Origin of the sequence: Nocardia jiangsuensis (assembly GCF_042650385.1) — a bacterium.
GTDB classification, from domain to species: Bacteria; Actinomycetota; Actinomycetes; order Mycobacteriales; family Mycobacteriaceae; genus Nocardia; species Nocardia jiangsuensis.
Genome location: NZ_JBHSAX010000022.1, coordinates 161012 through 183503, shown reverse-complemented (window position 1 = coordinate 183503; position 22492 = coordinate 161012). Strand labels below are relative to the sequence as shown.

At 69.1% G+C, this 22492-nt stretch carries 18 protein-coding genes; 15 read left to right on the top strand and 3 right to left on the bottom strand.

Annotated features, from left to right (window positions below; all coding sequences use genetic code 11):
• Positions 1-130: 130 nt before the first annotated feature.
• From ACFO0B_RS26930 to ACFO0B_RS26890, 9 genes are all read left to right on the top strand, one after another.
• The gene (locus ACFO0B_RS26930) at positions 131-346 is read left to right on the top strand and encodes a TetR family transcriptional regulator C-terminal domain-containing protein (protein ID WP_378615652.1); all 216 of its coding nucleotides are present in this window, start codon (positions 131-133) and stop codon (positions 344-346) included.
• Positions 347-528: 182 nt separating this feature from the next.
• Positions 529-1002, top strand: a complete 474-nt coding sequence (locus tag ACFO0B_RS26925) for an RrF2 family transcriptional regulator (protein WP_378615650.1) — start codon at positions 529-531, stop codon at positions 1000-1002.
• 41 nt (positions 1003-1043) lie between these two features.
• Entirely contained in the window at positions 1044-2261 is a 1218-nt protein-coding gene (locus tag ACFO0B_RS26920; RefSeq protein ID WP_378615648.1) for an MFS transporter, read from the top strand.
• Between the two features lie 105 nt (positions 2262-2366).
• A complete protein-coding gene (locus ACFO0B_RS26915) occupies positions 2367-3374 on the top strand; it encodes a GHMP family kinase ATP-binding protein (RefSeq protein ID WP_378615646.1) in 1008 nt (335 codons plus the stop codon).
• Positions 3296-4426: a pyridoxal-phosphate dependent enzyme gene (locus ACFO0B_RS26910; protein ID WP_378615644.1), complete on the top strand. Its 1131-nt coding sequence runs from the start codon at positions 3296-3298 to the stop codon at positions 4424-4426. Before ACFO0B_RS26915 ends, ACFO0B_RS26910 begins: the two co-directional genes overlap by 79 nt.
• Positions 4423-5925, top strand: coding sequence for a lyase family protein (locus ACFO0B_RS26905; RefSeq protein WP_378615642.1), 1503 nt, complete (start codon positions 4423-4425; stop codon positions 5923-5925). The genes ACFO0B_RS26910 and ACFO0B_RS26905 overlap by 4 nt, the downstream gene beginning before the upstream one ends.
• Positions 5922-7157 carry an ATP-grasp domain-containing protein gene (locus ACFO0B_RS26900; protein WP_378615640.1) on the top strand — a complete coding sequence of 412 codons (1236 nt, stop codon included), beginning with the start codon at positions 5922-5924 and terminating at the stop codon, positions 7155-7157. The genes ACFO0B_RS26905 and ACFO0B_RS26900 overlap by 4 nt, the downstream gene beginning before the upstream one ends.
• Positions 7158-7159: 2 nt before the next feature.
• Positions 7160-8203, top strand: coding sequence for a GntG family PLP-dependent aldolase (locus ACFO0B_RS26895; RefSeq protein ID WP_378615638.1), 1044 nt, complete (start codon positions 7160-7162; stop codon positions 8201-8203).
• Positions 8200-9204 (top strand): EamA family transporter, encoded by a 1005-nt coding sequence (locus ACFO0B_RS26890; protein ID WP_378615636.1) that lies wholly within the window; start codon positions 8200-8202, stop codon positions 9202-9204. The genes ACFO0B_RS26895 and ACFO0B_RS26890 overlap by 4 nt, the downstream gene beginning before the upstream one ends.
• Positions 9205-9245: 41 nt before the next feature.
• Here the strand turns inward: ACFO0B_RS26890 and ACFO0B_RS26885 are convergent, their stop codons facing one another.
• The gene (locus ACFO0B_RS26885) at positions 9246-10811 is read right to left on the bottom strand and encodes a class I adenylate-forming enzyme family protein (RefSeq protein ID WP_378615634.1); all 1566 of its coding nucleotides are present in this window, start codon (positions 10809-10811) and stop codon (positions 9246-9248) included.
• Positions 10812-11119: 308 nt separating this feature from the next.
• Here ACFO0B_RS26885 and ACFO0B_RS26880 point away from each other — a divergent pair, with 308 nt between their 5' ends.
• Both ACFO0B_RS26880 and ACFO0B_RS26875 read left to right on the top strand, forming a co-directional pair.
• Complete coding sequence (locus tag ACFO0B_RS26880) at positions 11120-12631, top strand: 3-deoxy-7-phosphoheptulonate synthase (RefSeq protein ID WP_378615633.1); 1512 nt, start codon at positions 11120-11122, stop codon at positions 12629-12631.
• Positions 12631-13719, top strand: a complete 1089-nt coding sequence (locus tag ACFO0B_RS26875; RefSeq protein ID WP_378615631.1) for a tyrosine-type recombinase/integrase — start codon at positions 12631-12633, stop codon at positions 13717-13719. Before ACFO0B_RS26880 ends, ACFO0B_RS26875 begins: the two co-directional genes overlap by 1 nt.
• A gap of 495 nt (positions 13720-14214) precedes the next feature.
• Here the strand turns inward: ACFO0B_RS26875 and ACFO0B_RS26870 are convergent, their stop codons facing one another.
• Together ACFO0B_RS26870 and ACFO0B_RS26865 are read right to left on the bottom strand one after the other, a co-directional pair.
• A complete protein-coding gene (locus ACFO0B_RS26870) occupies positions 14215-14445 on the bottom strand; it encodes a hypothetical protein (RefSeq protein WP_378615872.1) in 231 nt (76 codons plus the stop codon).
• A complete protein-coding gene (locus ACFO0B_RS26865; protein ID WP_378615878.1) occupies positions 14400-14813 on the bottom strand; it encodes a methyltransferase family protein in 414 nt (137 codons plus the stop codon). The genes ACFO0B_RS26870 and ACFO0B_RS26865 overlap by 46 nt, the downstream gene beginning before the upstream one ends.
• Positions 14814-15360: 547 nt before the next feature.
• Here ACFO0B_RS26865 and ACFO0B_RS26860 point away from each other — a divergent pair.
• The 4 genes from ACFO0B_RS26860 to ACFO0B_RS26845 all read left to right on the top strand — a co-directional run bounded on the left by ACFO0B_RS26860 (position 15361) and on the right by ACFO0B_RS26845 (position 22434).
• A complete protein-coding gene (locus tag ACFO0B_RS26860) occupies positions 15361-16323 on the top strand; it encodes a LysR family transcriptional regulator (RefSeq protein WP_378615629.1) in 963 nt (320 codons plus the stop codon).
• Between the two features lie 94 nt (positions 16324-16417).
• Positions 16418-19981, top strand: coding sequence for a DNA polymerase III subunit alpha (gene dnaE, locus ACFO0B_RS26855; RefSeq protein WP_378615627.1), 3564 nt, complete (start codon positions 16418-16420; stop codon positions 19979-19981).
• Between the two features lie 356 nt (positions 19982-20337).
• Entirely contained in the window at positions 20338-20835 is a 498-nt protein-coding gene (locus ACFO0B_RS26850) for a DinB family protein (RefSeq protein ID WP_378615625.1), read from the top strand.
• Positions 20836-21048: 213 nt separating this feature from the next.
• Positions 21049-22434: a DUF2254 domain-containing protein gene (locus ACFO0B_RS26845; protein ID WP_378615623.1), complete on the top strand. Its 1386-nt coding sequence runs from the start codon at positions 21049-21051 to the stop codon at positions 22432-22434.
• Positions 22435-22492: the final 58 nt, after the last annotated feature.

The following is a 22492-nucleotide window of genomic DNA, read 5'->3' as shown; positions in this document are numbered from 1 at the left end:
GCGAGGCGGTTCGAGAGGAACCTCGCCGAACTTTATCCAAGGAGAACGGTGCCGTGCACCGATTGGTGCTCGTGTGGTCGGATGGCGTTGCAGACAGTATTGTTTCGCTCTATGAACACGCCATCTCGGTGTGTCTGCTGCGGTCCACGCACATTTCGTGGTGTTGATCGCGGAAGCGGTCGGCGAACTCCAGCGGCAGGGACAGCTCCGCGCCGACATCGACCCTGAGCGTTTCGCGGTGCTGGCGGTGGCGTTGCTGGACGGCCTGCAGGTGCAGTGGCTGTACGACCCGGAGGTCGACATGGCCGAGCACCTCGCCCACCTCTGGGCCCTGCTCGCCCGCTGACTCCGCCGCGCGCCGCTTTCCGGATGGACACGCACCGGCGCCAACACCTTTTCCCGTGGCTCTGGAGGCGCTCCCAGCGCGAAGCCGCATCACCTCATCCCGATGCGCGTCCGCGGCGCCCACTGCACATCGTTCTCCTGTTGAGCGAGTTAATCTGGATGTGTAATATCCAGATTATGCGGATGAGCCAGGGGGTCGAATGGGGCGCGCACTGTTGCATGCTGATCGGGTGGCTCGGTAGCGAGCAGGCGGTGCCGACGGCGCGCCTGGCCGAAGCCTTCGACCTGCCAACGGCCTACCTCAACAAGTGCCTCCAGGCGCTCACCCGCGCCGGCATCCTCACCTCGACGCCGGGGGCCAGAGGCGGCTTCCGTTTGGCCCGGCCCTTCGATCAGGTCACCCTCCTCGACGTCATCGTGGCGATCGAGGGCCCCGACGACGCATTCCACTGCTCCGAGATCCGGAGGAAGGGAATGGGTGCCCAGCGGCCCGTCGAGGACTTTCTGCAGCCCTGCGGGATATCTCGGGCCTTCCGCCAGGCGGAGCTGAATTGGCGGAAAGAACTCGCCACCCAGACTCTCGCGGATCTGGCACGTCAAGTGCCGAGCGGCGCCCCGGAGGCCGCTCGGCGCTGGTATTCCCGCGCCACAGCCTGATTGCACGACTTCCCGACCGGTTACGCCAGCGAGGAACAAGCATGCTGTCTGAAAATTCCCGAGCCCGGGGAAGCGCGGTGGGTGCTCCCCCACCGGCAGGCGACCGCGGCCTCGACGTCACCCTGATTCTCGCGCTCGGCACCTTCGCGGTCGGCACCGACGCGTTCATCGTCGCCGGTTTCCTGCCCGCCATGGCCGGCGATCTCGATGTGTCGGTCGCGGCCGCGGGGCAGAGCGTCACCGCCTTCGCCATCACTTACGCCGCGTTGGCTCCCGTCATCGCGACCGTGACAGCGGGCGTGCCGAGACGGCGCCTCCTCATGGTCGCGTTGCTCGTGTTGTGCGCGGCCAACGTGGTGGCCGCGCTCGCGCCCACCTTCGCGCTGCTGCTGATCGGCCGGATCCTCTCCGCGGTCGGTGCCGCGGCCTACACTCCCACGGCGAGCGCGGTGAGCGCCTCGCTGGTGCGGCCCCAGTTGCGAGCCCGGGCGCTGGCGGTCGTCATCGGCGGGCTCACGGTGGCGACCGCGCTGGGCGTGCCGTTGGGCAACGTGCTCGGCGGATGGCTCGGCTGGCGCGGCGCGCTCGGGCTGGTGGCCGCGCTGTGCGCGGTCGGCGCAGCCGGGGTGGTGCTGTTGATGCCCGCCGTACCCGGTAATCCGCGGGTGCCGCTGAAGGCCCGGCTGGCCGTTCTGCGTCGTCCCGCCGTGACCAGCGTTCTGTCACTGACCGTCTTCGGCATGACCGCCAGCTACACGGTCTACGCCTACAGCGTTCCCGCTTTCGAATCGGTGGGCGCCGGTGACGCCATACCCGCGGTGCTGTTCCTCTACGGCCTGGGCGCCGTCGCGGGGAACATCTGCTCGGGCTACTTCACCGACCGGGTCGGTGCGGTTCGAGTGCTGACCGGCGCCTACCTTGCGATGGCGCTCGGGCTCGGAATGCTGGCACTGCTTGCCGCCCAGGAGATCTCGGCGGCGCCGCTCGCCATCGTTCTCGCCGCAGTATGGGGAGCGGCGAGCTGGGCTCAGACCCCGCCGCAGCAGCACCGCCTCATCGCCGAGGCGCCACAGGAAGCACCGTTGGTCGTCTCGCTCAATTCCTCATCGATCTATCTGGGAATCGGGGCAGGCACGCTACTCGGGGGCCTTTTCCTTCCGCTCGGCCCGCCGGTCGTGTTCGGCGCCGGTGCCGCGATTGCACTGCTGTCCCTCGGGGCGCTCGGGTTGTCCGTCGATCTGGGCCGAAAGAACTCCTGAACACCATGTCCGCCGGTCGACGCCGACCGGACCAGCAAGAACATCCCGCGAGCTTCTCTATGCCATTCGCGCACGAGCGAACATGACGTCAGTTTGGGGAGGGTCATGAACAGCACAGGCACAGCGGTGACGAACAAGCCGCTGCACAGGATCATTTCGTGGCGGGAGGCGCCTCCGAAGGTCGCTCCGTTCGGCCGGACCGGCACCGGAGCGGCCACCGGCCATCACGGCGAGTTGCTCCAGGGGATGTTCCCCGGAGCCGACGGCAGGCACCACCGAGGGCTTGTGACGCTCCCGCTGGTCGGCTGGGAGAGCATCGCGAGCTTTCGGGCAGACGCTGCTCCCGGATCAGGACAGGTGACCGTCCATCCACAGAACAAGGCCAAAGCCCGCCGGGCCGCGGAGCTCACCATCGAACGTTGCGCCGCTCGCACGGGCACCACGGCCGTGAACGGCCATCTGACCATCGACACGGCGCTGGAGAGCGGATTGGGGATGGGCGCGTCGACCTGCGATGTCGTGGCAGCGATTCGGGCGGTGGCGGACTGCTACCACACCCGGCTGACGCCGCAGGAGGTCGGCGAGTTGAGCGTCCTCGCCGAACAGGCCTCGGACTCGATCATGATCGAGGACCTGGCGGTGCTGTTCGCGCACCGCGAAGGGGTGGTGCTGGAGTACCTCGGCGCCGAGCTGCCGCCGGTGGTCGTGGTCGGCTGCCTCGCCGGCGCGGAGCGAACCGTCGACACACTGGCGCTGCGACCGGCGGAGTTCGACGCTGCCGAACTCGCGCGCTTTCCGGTGCTGCTCGCGGCGTTGCGGCGCGGCGTCCTGACCGGAGATCTCGCCCTGATCGGCCGGGTAGCCACCGCGAGTGCCCGCATCAACCAGCGGTTTCTGGAGAAGCCGGAGCTGGAGACCCTGATCGGCATCGCTGTCGAATGCGGCGCGGCGGGAGTCCAGATCGCGCACAGCGGATCCGTCGCGGGAGTGCTCTTCGACCCCACTCGCGAGACGGTGCGAGCGGACGTCGAGCGATGTGTCGAGGCCGTGGTCGCAGCCGGCATCACGTACACCGCCACCTTCGATCCGACAGTTGTGCGGGCGGCGCTGTGAGAGCGAACCACGCATTCGAGGAAATCGTCGAGGCGACGGTCCGGCCGCACGTCGTCCGGCTGTCGGACAACCTTTACGGCGCGGTCTTCACCCTGATGAAAATGGTTCCGGCACGGCACATCCTGCGCAACGCGATGCAGCGGGGCGAGCTCGGCCCGGAGACCCTCATCGTGGAGACGACCTCGGGTACGTTCGGTCTGGCGCTTGCTATGCAGGCGGCGCTGCTCGGACGACGGCTCGTCCTGGTCAGCGACCCGGTGATCGACGAGAACCTCGCGCGTCGGCTCACCGACCTCGGTGCCGAGGTCGAGATCGTCCGCCACCTCGCCGCGACCGGCGGCTACCAGGGCGCCCGACTGGAGCGCGTGGCGGAAATCCGGGCCCGCGAACCGGATACCTTCTGTCCCGAGCAGTACTCCAATCCGGACAACCCCCGCTCCTACGCGCTGGTGGCGGAGACGCTGTCCGAGGCGCTCGGGCAGATCGACGTCCTGGTGGGCCCGGTCGGCTCCGGCGGTTCGATGTGCGGCACCAGTTCGTTCCTCCGCTCCGTCAACCCCGACATGTGCGCGGTCGGCGTCGACACCCACCGCAGCGTGCTGTTCGGGCACGAGGACGGTCCGCGGCCGCTGCGCGGGCTCGGCAACAGCCTGCTGCCGCCGAATCTCGACCACACCGCCTTCGACGAAATCCACTGGTGCACCGAAGGTGAAGCGTATGCCTCGACTCGGCGGCTGCATCGCAGGCACGCCGTCTTCCAGGGGCCGACCAGCGGTGCCGCGTTCCGGGTTGCCGAACACGTGGCAGCTCGCGAGCCGGAGGCAAAGGTCGTCGTCATGCTGCCCGACCAGGGTTACCGGTATCAGGCGACGGTCTACAACGACGAATGGCTGGCCCAGCGGGGGCACTCGCCGAACCCGGTCTCGACGCCGCCGGTCGAACTCACCCATCCCGCGATCGAACCGCGCCGGTGGTCGTACTTCGCCTGGCGACGCCGTACCTTTCAGGAGGTCACCGCCGCGGCGCAGCCCTCCGTCGAGGTGCTGCGATGAGTGACACCGGCAGGATCAGGGAGCCGCTCGGGCCGCGAACCCGGCACCAGATCTATGGCGCCCCGTCGCAGTACGAGATCGCCACCGAGCTCGACCGGACGAGCCGCATCGATCTGGCCCACGTCGTCATGCTCACCGAGTGCGGGCTGGTCGGTGCCGCAGACGCGCACGCGCTGCTCGCGGCGATTCTGCGGCTGCGCGACGGCGAATTCGCCGCGCTCCGCTCGGCACCGATCCCGCGCGGGCTCTACATGGCGTATGAGCAGTGCCTCGGCACGATGCTGGGCGAGGATGTCAGCGGGCGATTGCACACCGGCCGGTCCCGCAACGACATGAAGGCCACCGTGACGCTGACTCGTCTCCACGAGTGGCTGCTGACCTTCACCGAGGAGAGCACGCGGCTGGTCGCGGTGCTGCTGTCCCGCGCCGGGCGCAACGCCGACGTGGTGATGCCCGTCTACACCCACTTCCAGGCGGCGATGCCGGTCACCTACGGCTACTACCTGATCGGCGTGGCCTCCGCGCTCACCAGGCAGCTCGAAGCCCTGCGGGACACGGCGAGGGATCTGCGCCGCTGCCCGATGGGAGCGGGTGCCGTCGCGGGCACCGATCTGCCGATCGATCCGTCCCGGATCGCGTCGCTGCTCGGCTTCGAGTCGCCGCCACTGCATGCCATCGACGCGATCGCGAGCCGCGATACCGGCACTCGCATGCTGGCGGTGGCCGTGGAAGTCGCCGTGCTGCTCAGCAGGCTCGGCACCGACCTGCAGCTGTGGAGCACCGAGGAATTCGGCTTCCTCTCCTTCCCCGACCGGCTCGTCGGGGCGAGCTCCGCGATGCCGCAGAAGCGCAATGCGTTCCTGCTCGAACATCTCAAGGCGGGCGCCGGTTCGGCGAGCGCGGCGTGGGCGGGGGCAATGGCCTCGATCAAGAGCACGCCCTTTACCAACTCGATCGAGGTCGGCACCGAGGCGGTCGAACTGATCTGGCCGGGTCTCGCCACCGCAACCGACATGGTGCTGTTGGCGCAGGTGCTGGTGAGCGGTGCGCGCCCCCGGCCCGAACGGATGCTCACCCGGGCCGAGGAGGGTTTCGTCACGGCGACGGCGGTGACCAACGAGCTGGTACGCCGGGATGTCCCGTTCCGGAAGGCACACCACGCGGTCGGCGCGGCGGTCCGCGAGGCACTCGAGCGCGGTGCCCGCGAGCTGGCCGCGAGCAGCCCCGCACTGCGGCGGTTCGGCCTGCCGCCTGAGTCGCCCGGACCGCGGGCCGCGATGGCGCGGGCCGAGTTCGGTGGCGGGCCCGCGAGGTGGCGCGCGGCCTACGACGACGTCCATGCCCGGGTGGCCGAGCTGCGGCGCTGGCGCACGACCGAGGCCGCCCGGGTGCGGCGGGCTTCGGCGGAACTGGATGCCGCGGTCGGCGAGCTCCTCGCCCGGCGGGCCGATGCCGGCGTGGTCGTCCCGACGAGCAGCGTCGGCGAGGTGGCCTCGTGAGGCAGGCTGTGGTCGCTTTCGTCGAGAGCAATACGACCGGGACCGGCAGGCTGTTCTGCCTTTCCGCGCGGGCCCGAGCACTGCGCCCCGTCGTCCTGACGCAGGATCCGGCGCGGTATGCGTACCTCGCTACCGAAGGCGTCGAGGCCGTCACCGTCGACACCGCGGATCGGAACGCCGTGCTCGAGGTGTGCCGGGACCGTCTCGGTGCGCTGGCCGGAGTGAGTTCGAGCTCCGAGTACTTCGTCGGCACGGCGGCCTGGGTGGCGAACCGCCTCGGCCTGCCCGCGCCGGATGCCGTGGCGATCGAACGCACCAGGGACAAGGGCGCGCAGCGGGAGACGCTGCGCGCCTCGCAGGTGCCGAGCCCCGCCTTCCGGATCGTGACGACGTCCGCCGAAGCCCTGCGTGCCGTGCGGGATATCGGGGTGCCGGTCGTCGTCAAACCTGTCCGCGGTTCCGGATCCGTCGGCGTGCGGCTGTGCCGCGACCCCGGGGAAGCGGTCGCGTTCGCCGAGTACTCGCTCGCCCGGCGCACGAACGAACGGGGGATGCCGGAGCCCGCGCGGCTCGTGATCGAGCAGTACATCGACGGTCCGGAGTACTCGGTGGAGATGTTCGACGGCCAGATCATCGGCACGACCGCGAAACATCTCGGTCCGCCACCGTCCTTCGTGGAGGTCGGGCACGACTTCCCGGCCACGCTCGACCCGGTATCCGCGGCGGCGATCGGCGACTGCGCCACGGACGCGGTACAGGCGCTCGGGGTCGGGTGGGGCGCGGCGCATGTCGAGATCCGGCTCGGCCCCTCCGGGCCGATGATCATCGAGGTCAATCCCCGGCTCGCCGGCGGCATGATCCCCGAGCTGGTTCGCGCCGCGTACGGCGTGGACCTGGTGGACTGCGTGGTGGCCAGAGCCTGCGGTGCGCAGCCCAAACTCGGCAGGGTCCGCAAGGATCACGCCTCCATCCGATTCCTGCTCGCGCCCGGCGACGGGGAGATCACCGCGATCGACGGCGTGCACGGCGCACGAGCGACCCGAGGGGTCCGCGCTGTCACGGTGACCGCCGCGGCCGGTGACCGAATCAGGCTGACCCGGTCGTTCAAGGACCGAATCGGCTCGGTCGTCGCCACCGGCCCGACCGCGGCGCTGGCCGCGGGCCGGGCCGATGCCGCCCTGCGCCGGCTCACGGTGCACATGCTGAACGACGGAACACGAGGGGAACAGTGACCATGACGATCGAATTGCGCAGCGACACCTTCACCCTGCCGAGTGCGGACATGCGCCGGGCCATGGCCGATGCCGAACTCGGCGACGACTGCTACGGCGAGGACCCGACCGTCCGGCAGCTCGAGGAGCTCGCCGCCGAGCTCGTGGGGCAGCCCGACGCCCTGTTCCTCCCCAGCGGCACGATGGCCAATCTGTGCGGCATCCTCGCACAGGCTGATCGGGGACGCGCGGTGATCGCGGGCCACCGCTCGGACGTGTACCACTTCGAAGCCGGTGGGCCTGCGGTTCTGGGCGGCACCTCGATGCGTGCCGTCCCCAACCTGCCGGACGGGACGCTCGATCCCGCGGCGCTGCTCGGCGAGCTGGCCCTCGACCGGACCGACTCCCAGTACGCCGTCCCGGCCCTGGTGTGCGTGGAGACCTCGCACAACATGTGCGGTGGAGTCCCGTTGAGCCCCGGCTATCTCCAGCACGTGCGCGCGACGGCCGACGAGCACCGGGTGCGACTGCACATCGACGGCGCGCGGTTGTTCAACGCAGCGGTGGCGCTGGGTGTTCCGGCGAGCGAGACCGGCGCCGTCGGCGACTCGCTGCAATTCTGCCTGTCCAAGGGGCTGGGGGCACCGGTCGGCTCGATCCTCGCCGCCTCGGTCGACACCGTCGATCGCGCGCGGCGGCTGCGCAAGATGCTCGGTGGCGGTATGCGGCAGGCCGGTGTATTGGCCGCGGCGGGCCTGCTCGCACTGAAGAATATCGAGGAGCGGCTCGCGGCCGACCACGCCAACGCGGCCGAGTTCGCCCGGCGCCTGGCGGAATCGGCGGTGCTGGAGGTGCGCCACGGTGGGCCGGTGACCAATATCGTGCTGTTCCGCGTCGCGGGAATCGATGACCATCAGGTGTTCGTGGAGCGCTGCGCGGAATCCGGGCTGCGGCTCTTCGCCTGGGAACCCGAGTGGGTGCGCGCCGTCTTCCACGCAGGTGTGACCTCCGCGGAGGCGATCCGGGCGGCCGACATCGCCCGGCTGACCGCGGAAAAGCTCGCGTGAACGGCAGGCCCACCGAACCCGCCGCGGGCGGTGTTGACCAGGTCCCGGTCGAGCTGCGCGCCAGGGTCCGGTCCGGACTCGCGCTCGCCCTGCTGTCGGCCTTCTCCTTCGGCGTCTCAGGCCCGTTCGCCAAGGCGCTGCTCGACGTCGGCTGGACCCCGGCCGCAGCGGTCCTCGCGCGTCTCGCCGGGGCTGCGATCGTCCTGTTCGTGATCGTCGCCCTCACCGAGACCGGGTTCAGGCAGACGATTCGCGCCGATCTCGCCTCGATCGTGCTGTGCGGCGTGCTGGCGATCGCGGGCGTACAGGTCTGTTATTTCAGTGCGGTGCAGCACATGCCGGTGAGTGTGGCCCTGCTGCTCGAGTACCTCGCCCCGGTGCTCGTCGTCCTCTGGGTCTGGCTGGTTCGCCGACGCAGTCCGTCGAGGACAGCGATGATCGGCGGCATCATCGCGCTGATCGGGCTCGGGCTCGTCGTCGACGTCTTCTCCGGGGCCGAGCTGGCCTGGGCCGGGTTGGCGTGGGGCTTGGGCTCGGCGGTCTGCCAGGCGTGCTATTTCCTGGTGGCCGACCGTGCCGAGACCCGATCGAGCCCGATCGTGTTCGCCGCGTCCAGCATGGTCGTCGGCGCGGCGTGTGTGGGCCTGCTCGGGCTCACCGGGGCAATCGCCATGACGTTTTCGACCCGGGTATCGCCGTCGATCGCCGGCACGGAGGTGCACTGGCTACTCCCGGTCCTCGTGCTCGTCCTCGTTTCCGGGGTGACCGCCTACTCCACCGGTTTCCTCGCCATCTCCCGGCTCGGCGCGACCCGCAGTTCGCTTGTCGCGCTCTCCGAGGTCGTCTTTGCCGCACTCGCGGCGTGGCTGCTGCTGTCGCAGACGCCGACTCCGTGGCAGGTCGGCGGTGGTCTGTTGATTCTCGTCGGCATCACCCTGTCTCGTCCCGGCCACCGCGGGGGCGCCGATCCACTCGCGGAGCGCGCGTCCGGACCGGGATAGGTGCGGCACCCGGAGCCGTGCGGTCACGGCCCCGGGATTCGTCACGGGCCGGCCTCGCCCAGGAGCTGCCGGGAGAGCTCGAGGCGCTTGACCTTCCTGGTCGCCGTCTGCGGCAGCTCGGCCAGGGTTCGCTGCGCGGGCGGATGCATCGCGGGCAGGGTTGCGGTCGCGGTCCGCCAGGCGGTGATGTCGAGTGGTTCGTCCGCACGGGTGCAGACCACCGGCTGCGCCATTCCCGCGGCACCAGGCACGATGATCAATTCCGTGAGCTGCTCCATGCTCGCCAGGATTTTGTCCTCGGCGATCAATGTGCTGCCAAATCCGTCGATGACGTCCACTTCACGATCCAGCAGGTGCAGGCAACCCCATTTGGTTCGATAGCCGACATCCCCCATTCGCCACCATTCCCCGGTCTCCATGCGGTCATAGCGTTCCTGCTCGCCGAGGTAGGTGACAGCGCGCCCATCGCTCCGGACCTCGATGAGACCGGGCGATTCCTTCGTGGGAATCCGGCCGTTCCGGCCGATCACCCGGAAGTCGGTCATACCGGGGAAAGGAATGCCGACGCAGCGGCCATCCGATTTCTCGGAACGCCATTTCGTGAAAGCGCGCGCCACGATCGGCCCGGTCTCGCTCTGTCCGTACAGCTGCGCGAAGAGCGGGAAACGGCGGCGGGAGGCATGCAGCAGCCGATGGATCGTCCGCGGGTGGATCGCGTCGAAGGTGCTGCTGAAGTACTTCACGTTCGCGAGCGGTTCGCTCGGGTCGGCCGCCAGCGGTTCCCACGCCATGAACGAGTTCGGATGCGCCTCGAGGATTCCCGGCCGGAAGACCCGGAACAGTTCGGCGACCCGGTCCGGGTCCTCATCGACGAGGACGAGTACCGGGAAACCGCGAATCAGCGCCAGCGTCAGCGCGCTGTACATCCGCGAGTGCACGAAGGACACGTGGACGGCGACGGTTTCCCGGCTGCGAACCAGGCCGACCCCGACCGCTTGCGGCCGGTACCTCGTCTGCAGGCTCCAGCGGGTGTGCACGGTCAGCTTCGGCAGCCCCGTCGTCCCTGAGGTGTGCGTGACCAGTGCGGGATGGTTGGGCGGCGTACTGACTGGCCGTACCCGCGGCGCGCCCGCCCAGCTGTCCAACGGTGTACCCGCCGGATGTTCGCCGCGCACCGTCAGCACGGTCGCGGCGTGCGCCCCGATCGTCCCCGGCAGTTCGTCACGAAGTTTCGCCTCGTCGGTGATCAGATGCGGGCGGTCCGTACGGCGGACGAGTTCGGCCGCGGATGCCCCGTCCAGGAACGGGGAGAGCAGCACCGGAACCGCACCTATTCGCGTCACCGCACAGGCCAGCAGCACGATGTCGAAACCGTTCGACTTGTAGATCACCACACGTTCGCCGGGCCGGACGTCCGCGGCCCACAGCCACGAGGCCAGATCGGCGACCAGCTCACGGAGTTCGGCAACGGTGAGACGACGCCCACGTTCGGGGGCGACGTCCAGATCGTGGTCGAGGACCACCACATTGAGGGGGTGCCTGGCCGCGGCCCGGTCGAACAACTCCCCCAGTCGCATCCCCCTGTTTCCGAGACGCTGCAAAATCATGGCAATAACTCCTCATACACTCGCCGACAGCTCCGCGAACACGAAATGCCGGCGATGGTGAACAAGCTCGGCCCGCCGAGACGCTACAGAAATCGATCCGCCGACGTCGACCGCCGAAGACGCACTCTGTCAACTCACGCCTGACCTGACAAAGACCTGCCCGGCTGCAATTACCCGCCCTCGGCACGCACTAGCGTGATGGACAAATCCTCAGAATTTCCCGCGACGGCAATGCGAACATTCCGCCGGCTCCGCTCCGGTGGTGACGATTCGCGGCGCGCACCATTTCTTGTACGGAGAGGCTGATTTTGAGTACCGAGATCGATACGGCAGCCAGGGTGCCGGACTGGTCGACCGAATTCCTGCCCGCCGCCCGGCAGCAGCCGGAGTGGCCGGACCGCGCTCGGCTGCACCGGGTACGCGCACTGTTGGCCGAGCGCCCCGGCCTCGTGACCGCCGCCGATGTGGACGCGCTGCGGGCGTCGCTGGCCGAAGTCGCCGCCGGCGCGGCCACCGTGCTGCAGATCGGCGACTGCGCCGAGGATCCCGATCGCTGCGGCGGCGCGGATGTCGCCCGCAAGGTCGCCATGCTGCACCGGCTGGCCGCCTACACCGAGGATCGGTGCGGGTACCCGGTAGTGCGGGTGGGCCGTATCGCCGGGCAGTTCGCCAAGCCGCGCTCGAATGTCACCGAACTCGTGGACGGGGTCACGATACCGGTGTATCGCGGACATCTGGTCAACGACCCGCGCGCGACCGCCGAGGCGCGCGTCGCGGACCCGCTGCGGCTGGCCGCCGGCTACATGGCCGCCGACGCGGTCGTGGCCGGCCTCGGCTGGCGGTCCGCGATCCGGCCCGCCCACCCGGTCTGGACCAGCCACGAAGCGTTGCTGCTCGACTACGAACTGCCGCTCGTCCGGCAGACCGCCGACGGCCGATGGATGTGCACCTCGACGCACTGGCCCTGGATCGGCGAACGCACCCGGCAGCTGGGCGGCGCCCACGTCGAGCTGCTCGCGCGGCTCGCCAATCCGGTCGCGGTCAAGATCGGTCCGGCCATCGAGGCCGCGGAACTGCGAGCACTGTGCGCCCGGCTGGATCCCCGGCGGGAACCGGGCCGCCTGACGCTGTCGAGGCAGCCGAAGAGCCGCTTTGTCGGCCGATTTCGGTACTCTGGTTGTTGGTCTGGGGACGGCCGACACGATCGGAGGTTGCCCGTGCCCGGCTCGAGGACAGATGGCGGTGCCGTACCGTGTCTACCGTCACATGATCGATCTCGCGACCATCTTCCGGTCACCGGCCGGGGCGGACTGTCGCAATCTGGTTCCCACTCGCCCGCCGCGCCGGATAGCTCGGCGCTGACTGGGTTGTTCCACTCGGCTCATCGTGATCGGGGCCGTGCTCGACCTTTCGTCCCGGAGTTGCCGTCGCAGCCGTTCGGCACGCCGATCGATCATGTGCGTTTCATTCTCAGTGCCGTCGGCAGGGAGGGCCGCCTCGGCGGACGGGCGGTCTTTCGTGTGCTGTCGTGGCGGCCGGGCACCCGTCTCGAGGTCTCGGTGAAGCGGCGGTTGCTCGTGATCGGCCGTGTCTCGAACGGTCGCTGGTCGATCCGCCCCGACGGTTATCTGCACCTTCCTGCCGGTGTCCGCCGCTCGGCCGGCATACGCCCCCGCGATCAGGTCCTGCTCGCCGCCGACCCTGCTCGCGAGCTTCTGGTGATCTATCCGCCTCGCGACGTCGCCGCCGCATTGTGGGCGCACCGCCCTGATGTCTGGCCCGGCACCAGCGCGAGCGCCGACCGTCCGAGGTGCCGGTGATGAGCTCTCGTGACATCGCCACCGCGCTCGAGCTGATCGACCGGCTCGGGCTGACGCTGGACGACCTCAACAACGCGTCCCGCACACCGGTCCAGGCGCCGATCTTCCGCGACTACATCATCCACCTGCGCGCCGCACTGCCGGCGACCACGACCAGGGCCTACGACAGTTACTGGCGGATCGTGGAGAGACGCTGGGGCGATCGCAGGCTGGATGAGCCCACCCCGCCCGAGATCACCGCCCTGGTCGAGGAGCATCGCCGTGCTGCCCTGCGTCGATCGAACTCGCGAGACGGTCATGGTGCGGCGATGTTGCTCGTTGCCGCGCTGCGGTGTCTGTACCGGCATGCCGAGCAGGACAGAATCATCGCCGCCCGTGACAATCCCGCCGCCAAGGTCGACAGACCCAGGACACTGCCCAGCGCCCGGCATGCATTGTCGCTGAGCCAGATCGACGAACTCGCCGAGGTGACCTCCAGTACCGGCGACGACCCCGAACTCGACATCCTCATCGTGCGGTTGCACCTCGAGACCGCTTGCCGGCGCGGTGGAGCGTTACGGCTCGAGGTCGACGACCTCGATGACCGGCACTGCCAGGTGTGCCTGCGCGAGAAGGGCGGCACCATGCGATGGCAGCCCATCTCCCCCACCCTGGCCACCAATCTGCGCGCGCACGTCGTGACCCGGGGCGGCTCGGCGGCCGGTCCCGGGCTGCTGCGCTACAGCACCGGGCGCCGAGTGGGCCGTGGCCGCTACACCTATCTGCGTGACCGCTGGCACGAGCGGCTGCCGTGGGCGGCTTCGCTGGGGGTGAGCGCGCACTGGTTGCGCCATACCACCGTAACTTTTGTCGAGCGTGAGTTCGGTGCCGCAGTCGCCCATGCCTTCGCCGGGCAGGCCGATCCCCGCCACGGCGGCACCACCGGCCTCTACACCCGTGCCTCCCTCGCCGAGATCGCCGAAGCCGTCGAAGCCATCGCCGGCGAACCCCATCCGCTGGCTCGCAACCGCCGCCACCCGCTGGCGGACCATCGCGCCCCCGGCTCGGAGCCACCTCGATCACCCGCCACCGACAGTGGGGCCGCCTGACTCGGTGAGGGACGGGGCGAACCGGCCGACAGTCGCCGAGCAGGTGTGGCGTCGGCCCGATGCCGGGCTCTCGTCAGCCCGCCGATGTACCTCCGACCGATGCCGTTGCTTTCCGCCCGGGCGAGGCACTCGGCACCCAGGATCGCGTTGGTCCCGAGGGCGGCTGGTGACTCCTGATCGCCATCGCGGATCGGCTTGCGATCCGGTTGTGTGGCTTGATGGTGGTGCCGGTAAGGTTCCGGGCTATGGACACGCGTTCTTGTCGTGTTCGCTACCAGACGGCGGATTTCGGCCCCAGTATGACCGATCCGCGTGACGAATACGACTGCTCGCCGTCATGTCCGTGGAGGTCTGACCGCGATGCTCTTCGCGACCTGCAACAACGCCGTATTCGCAATGGCCTGCGATGATTCGATGCGGGCAGGGTCACGGCCTTCTACTCGGTCGACTCCCTGGGACGGCCGGCGTGCTCGCGGGCGCCGAAAACCGCTGTGATCATTCGGCACGTAGTTCGAGCAGACAACGCTGGTCGCTCAGGTCGACCACCCTGTCGAGGATCAAGCCGTGGTGCGCGGCCAGGGTACGGAATTCGTCGACGCGCCGCTCGCGGCCGCCGAAGATCGCGAGCATGGCCAGGTCGAATTCGGTGCCGGCGTGGCGGTCGCCGACGGGTTCGATGATCAGGACCCGGCTGTCGGAGTGCATGGCTTCGCCGCAGCGTGCCAGGGTCCGGTGGGCTCGCCGGTGGTGACGGTGGGCAGCAATTCGGTGAAGGCGAGCTCGGCGTGCCCGCCTGCGCTGTTCAGATCCAACAGATTCGCCAGAGCACCCGCCGCGTCGCGACACAGCGCATGTCCGGAGACGGTGGTGCGGTAGCCGGTCGGTGCACATTCCGCGAAGCCCAGGCTCGTGAGGTGATTCAGCAGCAGCCGTAGCGCGGTGGCGTCCACACCGAGCTCGGCCGCCAGCGCGGCGGGCGTGGCACCGTCGCCGCGGAGGCGATCGGGCAGTCCGAGGGTGACCGCGACCCGCAGGGCCATCGGGGTGGCCGGCGAGGCCATGCTCTGGATCGCGGTGACGTCGTTCTCGCTCACGACAGCTCACCCTGTCACACCTTCGCGGCCCGGCCGTGACGCCGAAGTCACTCCGCATCGGTGCACGTCCGGCCCCATGCGGTGGCCGCGACCGAACTCAGTTGATCCGATCGCTGTCGGCGGTCACCGAGTCCCGCGCTGAGGCCGGCAACGGCTCGAGATCCGCGCAGTCGAGGACGGTATCCACGCAAGCTCGGGAACCGCCGAGGTAGGCGCTCGGGAAGTCGAAATGCGTCGAGACGAACCATGCCCGGTCAGCCGGCCACCACCGGTGGGCTGGCACTCCCCGCAGACTCCGGGCTGCCCACGTCACCGGCCCCCTCGCCACGTAGTACCGAAAAGCCGTCGATCTCGAGGCCCGGCTCAGCGGTGGCAATCCCCGCTGCCGGCGTCCGGTGACGCGCCTGTCGCCGGAGGTCGGCGCCGTCGAGGTCACAACCCGGCCCGCAGCGCCTCCGTTTGCTCGCCCGTTATCGAGTCGCTAGGACTGAGGCCTACCGCTGCGGCGTGCGCGGTGAGACAACCGTCATGTGAGCGAGGAGCTGCGGTGGACCTGGATCTCGGTGCTGTGCGGGCATTGATCGCCGTGGCCGACCGGCAGCATTTCGGTATGGCCGCGGACGAATTGGCGGTGTCGCAGCAGGCGGTGTCGAAGCGCATTGCCCGGCTCGAGACCGCACTCGGCGCCCAGCTACTGCACCGATCACGACACGGCAGCGTGCTCACCGACGACGGTGTCGCATTCCTGCCTCAGGCCCGGGCCTTGATCGCGCTCGCCGATCAAGCGGTGGAATCACTGCGTGGTCGCCGCCGACCGTTCCGCATCGATGTTCTCGGCACCCGCCTGGCCCCGACCGAGCTGATCCGGATCTTCCACGCCGAGAATCCCGACCTGGAAATTCACATACTGACCTCCACCGGCCTGCGTAGTGCGCGGGAGGCGTTCCGAGCCGGGGCCATCGATGCCGCCTTCGCCCGCGTGGTCGGGGACCTGGACCCCGCTATCGACTATCGGCCCGCCTACCTCGAGCCGCTGCACGTTCTGGTGGGCCGCAACCATCGGCTGGCCGGGCTGCGGTCGGTCCGGATGACGGAGCTGGCCGACTTCTCAGCACGTATGCCGGGCAATGAGCCCGGCAGCGAGTGGGCCGATTTCTACGACGAACTCGCGCACACTTTCGGCTTGACCATCGACACCAGCGGGCCGGACTTCGGCTTGGACCACATCCTCGATGATCTGGCCGGCTCGTCCGAAACCTACGTCTTCTCCGGCGAGAAACTGCGCGTGCCGTGGCATCCCGATATCTGTCGGGTTCCGATTCTCGGCCCGACACCGTGCTATCCGCATGCGTTGTTGTGGCAACGGCACAGCCGTCACAACGCTCTCCCGCGCCTGATCCGGCATATCGCCGACGACTTCGTGCAGCTCGACCGAAACAGCCAGTGGTTGCCGCCGCCGGAAATGGAGTCCGGTCGCTGGGACCGGCCGGCCAGGATCGACAACCAGTAGTTGTTCGAGACGGCGTGTCCCTTGTTTGTGCCTCGCTCGCGGACTCGGCTCGAATAGGGCGATACGAGCCCGATCCGCTGATGGAGGCGACCCGGTGTCATCATTCGTCCACCTGCACGTTCACACCGAATACTCGATGCTCGACGGTGCGGCGAAGATCAGGGCCCTGTTCGAGGAGGCCGACCGCCTCGGCATGCGCGCGGTCGGCATGACCGACCACGGAAACATGTTCGGCGCCGACGAGTTCCACCGGATCGCCACGGAGATGGGCATCACCCCGATCATCGGCATCGAGGCCTACCTCGCACCCGCGAGCCGCTTCCACAAGAAGCCGGTGTTCTGGGGAAAGGCAGGCCAGCGCGGCTCCAACGGTGAAGGCGTCGGCGGTGATGTCTCCGGCGGCGGCGCCTACACCCACATGACGATGCTGGCCCGCACCCCGCGGGGACTGCGCAATCTGTTCAAACTGTCCTCGCTGGCCAGCATCGAGGGCTACTACCGCAAGCCACGCATGGATCGAGAACTGGTCGCCGCCCACGCCGAGGGCATCATCGCCACCACCGGCTGCCCCTCCGGCGAGGTCCAGACCCGCCTGCGGCTCGGCCAGTACGCCGAAGCCGTGCAGGCCGCGTCGGACTACCGCGACATCTTCGGCAAGGACAACTTCTACGTCGAGCTCATGGACCACGGCCTGGCCATCGAACGATCGGTGCGCCGGGGCCTGCTCGACATCAGCGCCGCACTCGGCATACCGCCGCTGGCCACCAACGACTCGAACTACGTCACCGAGGATCAGGCCGAGGCACACGCCGCGCTGCTGTGCGTGCAGGCGGGAAAGACCCTGAACGACCCGACCCGGTTCAAGTTCGACGGCGACGGCTACCACCTGCGGTCCGCCGAGCAGATGCGCGCCTACTGGGACACCGAGGTTCCCGGCGCCGCGGACAACACGCTGCGCATCGCCGAACAGATCGAGCCCTACACCGAGGTCTGGGCGAACACCGACCGCATGCCGCTCTACCAGGCACCCGACGGTCACGACCTGACCTCCTGGTTCCGGGCGGAGGTCATGCGCGGGCTGGCCTGGCGGCTGCCATCGGGTGTGGGCGAGGAGTATCTCCGCCGCGCGGAGTTCGAGATCGACATCATCGTCGACAAGGGGTTTCCGGCCTACTTCCTCATCACCGCCGACCTGATGAACCACGCCAGGCAGGAGGGCATCCGGGTCGGCCCCGGGCGCGGGTCCGCTGCCGGATCGCTGGTGTCCTACGCGCTGGGCATCACCAACCTCGACCCCATCGAGCACGGCCTGCTCTTCGAGCGGTTCCTCAACCCCGAACGCGTCTCCATGCCCGATATCGACATGGATTTCGACGACCGCCGCCGCGGCGAGATGGTGCGCTACGCCACCGAGAGATACGGCAGCGATCGCGTCGCGCAAGTCATCACCTTCGGCAGGATCAAGACCAAAGCCGCGATCAAGGACGCCGCCCGGGTCCACTACGGCCAGCCCGGATTCGCCATCGCCGACCGCATCTCCAAAGCACTGCCCCCGCCGGTCGCGGCCAAGGACATCCCGCTGTCGGGCATCGTCGATCCCGCCCACGAACGCTATCCCGAAGCCGCCGAGGTGCGCTCGCTGATCGAGACCGACAACGACATCGCGACACTGTTCCGGACCGCGCGCGGCCTGGAGGGGCTGATCCGCAACGCGGGCGTGCACGCGTGCGCGGTGATCATGTCGGCCGAGCCGCTCGCCGATGTCATCCCGCTGTGGAAACGCGAGGACGGCTCGATCATCACCGGCTGGGACTACCCCTCGTGCGAAGCCATCGGCCTGCTCAAGATGGACTTCCTCGGGCTGCGCAACCTCACCGTCGTCGGCGACGCCATCGACAACATCGAAGCCAACCGCAGCGAGACCGTCGACCTCGACACCCTCGGCACCACCGATCCGAGAACCTACGAGCTGCTCGGCCGCGGCGACAGCCTCGGGGTGTTCCAGCTCGACGGCAATGCCATGCGGGATCTGCTGCGCCGCCTCGGCCCCACCGGCTTCGAGGACATCATCGCCGTCAACGCCCTGTACCGGCCCGGGCCCATGGCGATGAACACCCACAACAACTACGCCGACCGCAAGAACGACCGCCAGGCGATCGAACCCATCCATCCCGAACTCGCCGAACCACTGCGCGACATCCTCGCCGAAACCTATGGCCTCGTCGTCTACCAGGAACAGATCATGCAGATCGCCCAGCGCGTCGCCGGGTTCTCCATGGGCCGCGCCGACGTGCTGCGCCGGGCCATGGGCAAGAAGAAGCTCGAAGTCCTGGAGAAGGAATTCGAGGGCTTCCGAGCGGGCATGCGGGAGAACGGCTTCTCCGACGCCGCCGTACAGGCGCTGTGGGACACCGTGCTTCCCTTCGCCGGGTACGCGTTCAACAAGTCCCACGCCGCCGGTTATGCCCTGGTCGGCTACTGGACGGCCTACCTCAAGGCCAACTACCAAGCCGAATACATGGCGGCGCTGCTGACCTCGGTCGCCGACAACAAGGACAGATCCGCGATTTATCTCGCCGAATGCCGTCAGCTCGGACTCCGGGTGCTGGCTCCCGACGTCAACGAGTCCTCGCTGCGATTCTCCGCGGTCGGCGGCGACATCCGCTTCGGGCTCGGCGGCATCCGCAACGTCGGAGCCAACGTCGTCGAGTCGATCATCGCGACCCGGAACACCCGCGGCAAGTACACCTCCTTCGCCGACTTCATGGAGAAGTCCGAACTGGTGTGCTGCAACAAGCGCGTCCTGGAATCGTTGATCAAAGCCGGCGCATTCGACTCCTTCGGTCACCCGCGCAAAGCACTCGCCGAGGCCAGCGACGACGCCGTCGAAGCTGTCACCGGACTCAAACGCCACCGGGCGATGGGACAGTTCGACCTGTTCGGTATGGAAACCGGAGGCGAAACCGACGACGACAACGGTTCCTCACCGCTGAGCCACCTGAGGTTCGACGGAGACGAGTGGCCGCGCAAGACCCTGCTCGGGTTGGAGCGAGAAATGCTCGGACTCTACGTCTCCGGGCACCCCCTGGACGGCGCCGACCACATCTTGCGCAAGGCCGCACCGAAACCGATCGCCTCGGTGCTGGCCAACGCACCCCGCGAAGGGACCATCGCCGTCTCCGGCATGATCGCCAACCTGGAACGGCGCGTCAACAAAAGGGGCGAGAGCTGGGCCGTCGCGGTCATCGAAGACCTCGACGCCTCGCTCGAAGTGCTGTTCTTCCCCAAGAGCTACAGCGTCTTCGCCGCGGACCTGCGGGTCGACGCGGTCGTCGCCGTCGAGGGCAGGGTGAATTGGCGGGAGGAGAAGCTGGCGGTGTTCGGCTCGAACCTCACCCCCTTGGACGTCAGCTCGGTCGAACGCGGAGAGCACGGGCCGCCGCTGATGCTCGAGATGAACGCGGAAGCCACCGACCGCGACACCGTGCTCGAACTCAAATCCGCCCTCCGCAGTCACCCCGGCGCGACACCGGTGCGTATCGCGCTGTGCTACCGCGACCGCCGCACCATGCTTGCGGTCGACGACCATCCCGTCGCAGTCACCTCCGCGCTCCTCGGTGAGCTGCGTGCGGTGCGGGGAGTCAGAGTGCTCACCTGACCGCGTGACCAGCGCAGCGCGCAACGTCACCCACCGCTGCCGCGGGCTCTCCGCGGGCCGTCGCGACGACCGGCCCCGCCACCCCGGGCGAGAAGATCACCTTCGCCGAGATGCACGGTGAGCGGCGGATGGTGCCGCTTGTCGCGGTGTCCGACCGTGGCGGCTGCTAGAGTCGGGATCGGCCGCCCCGCACCCGATGCCGGGTCGCGATCCGTCGGCGGCCCGATTCAGGATTCCGGTCGCGAAGCGCGCGACCGCTCGGCACCGGTTGTTCCGGTGAACCGCTATCCGAACCACCACCAGATCGATCCCGTCCGGCGTGTGCGCAGGCGGGCCGAGAAAGGACCGCGTGTCCGATGACCACTACGCGAAGCGCTGCCGGTACCGAGCGGGAAGTGCTCGAAGGCCTGCTCGACCGAGCGCGCGCCGACCTCGTCGACACGGTGCGCGGGCTGTCCGAGACCGATGCCAGGCGTCGGCTCGTGCCATCCCTGACGACTCCGCTCACCCTCGTCAAACACGCCGCGTTCGCCGAGCGACTGTGGTTTCAGCGCACCCTCGGCCGCCTGGCCGATGCCGACTGCGACGGCCCGCTGTGGGCTCACGGCGGTTTCGAGGTGGGCGAGCGGGAGACCGTCGCCGAAGTGATCGCGGAGTTCGAACGCGCGAGCGCCCGCGCCCGGGTCATCGCAGCGGGATTCTCGCTCGACGAGGTCCGCGAGCATCCGCACACGCGAGCCGTGGTCAGCCTTCGCTGGATCTCTGTGTTCATGACCGCCGAGTTCGCTCGACACGCGGGTCACGGCGACATTCTGCGCGAACAGATCGAGTCGATGACCGAATCCTCGAGCTGACCGTACCCGGTGCGGGCGGAGCCGGAGCCGGCCACGGCCGGGGTCCCGACGGAGCCCGCGAGCGGGAACGAGGTGGTGATCGGCTCGGTGAACGCCGACCTCTCGTCCTCATCGGAACATCCGTCCACATCCGCTTCGGCGGCGGATCGTCCGGAATGGCCGGGTCCCGGCGGATCCTCGTTTCCAGCGCGTCCCCGCGGGTAGCTCGTCCAGATGCCGCCAGCCGCCGAATCCGGGACCACCGATGCCCCCGCTGACATCCGGCGGCCGAACCGGGGCTCCGGCTTCCTCGGCCGCATCCGAGCGCGCAGGCAGGCGCTGCGCGACGCCGTGCGCACCCGGCTGTGGCCGGTGCCCGCCGCCGCCGTCGTCAGCGGCATCATCGCCGGCATCCTGCTGCCCGAACTCGATGCCCGCCTCGACCCCGAACTGCCCGCCGCCGTCACCGGCTACCTGTTCGGCGGCGGCGCCGACGCCGCCAGGACGATCCTCGGCACCATCGCCACCGCGCTGATGACCGTGACCTCGCTGACCTTCTCGCTCACCCTGGTCACCCTGCAACTGGCCAGCAGCCAGTACTCGCCCCGCCTGCTCCGCACCTTCTCCGGTGACCCCTTCGTGCAGCGCACCCTCGCCCTGTTCCTCGGCACCTTCACCTACGCGCTCACCGTCCTGCGCACCGTCCGCAACGCCGACGGCGGCGTGAACGAATTCGTCCCGCAGTTCTCGGTCACCACCGCCTATGCCCTCGGCGTCGCCTGCGTACTCGCGCTCGTGTTGTTCCTCGGCCACCTGGTCCGCCAGATCCGCATCGAAACCATGCTCGACCAGGTCGCCACCGAAGCCATCGCCACCGGCCGCCGCCTGCTCCGCCCCCTCGACCCCGACGACCACCCCGCCCCGCCGCCGCCACCCCCGCCGAACCCCCGCATCACCCCCGCCGCCGGGTCCGGATTTCTCGTGGAGATCGACGAACAACGCCTCCTCGACATCGCCGTCGAGTGCGACACCGTCCTCTGGGTCCAGCACACCGTCGGTGACACGGTAGTCGCAGGCACCCCCGCGGTCCTGCGCCCCGACTCCGGCGCCGACATCGACCACCGCATCGCCGGCGCGCTGCACCACGGCCGCGAACGCACCACCACCCAAGACCTCGGCTACGGCATCCGTCAGCTCACCGACGTCGTCGTCCGCGCCCTCTCCCCCGGCATCAACGACCCCACCACCGCCGTGCACGGCCTCAACTCCGCCGCCACCGTCCTGCGCGCCTTCGCCGACCGCCACTGCGGCCCCGTCACCCTCGTCGACCACCACGGCACCGCCCGCGTCCACCTCCCGCGCCCCGACCTGCCCGAACTGCTCGACACGGCCTGCACTCAGCCGCGGTACTACGGCGCCCACGATCCGCTCGTCCTGCACGGCTTGCTGTCGCTGCTGGGAGCGCTGGGCCACACGTGCCGCCGGGAAGGAGATCGGGCGGCCGTGCGCGAACAGCTCTCGCGGGTGGGGCTCACGATCGCCGATCAGGAGTTCGACGACGGAGCTCGGCGGGGGTTGGAGGAACACCTCGCGGTGGTGGCCGCCACAGCGCTTCGATGACCGGTGGGCGGTGCTCCCGGCGGGGCCGGTGCGCGGACAGGGAACAGTGCCCGGGCTC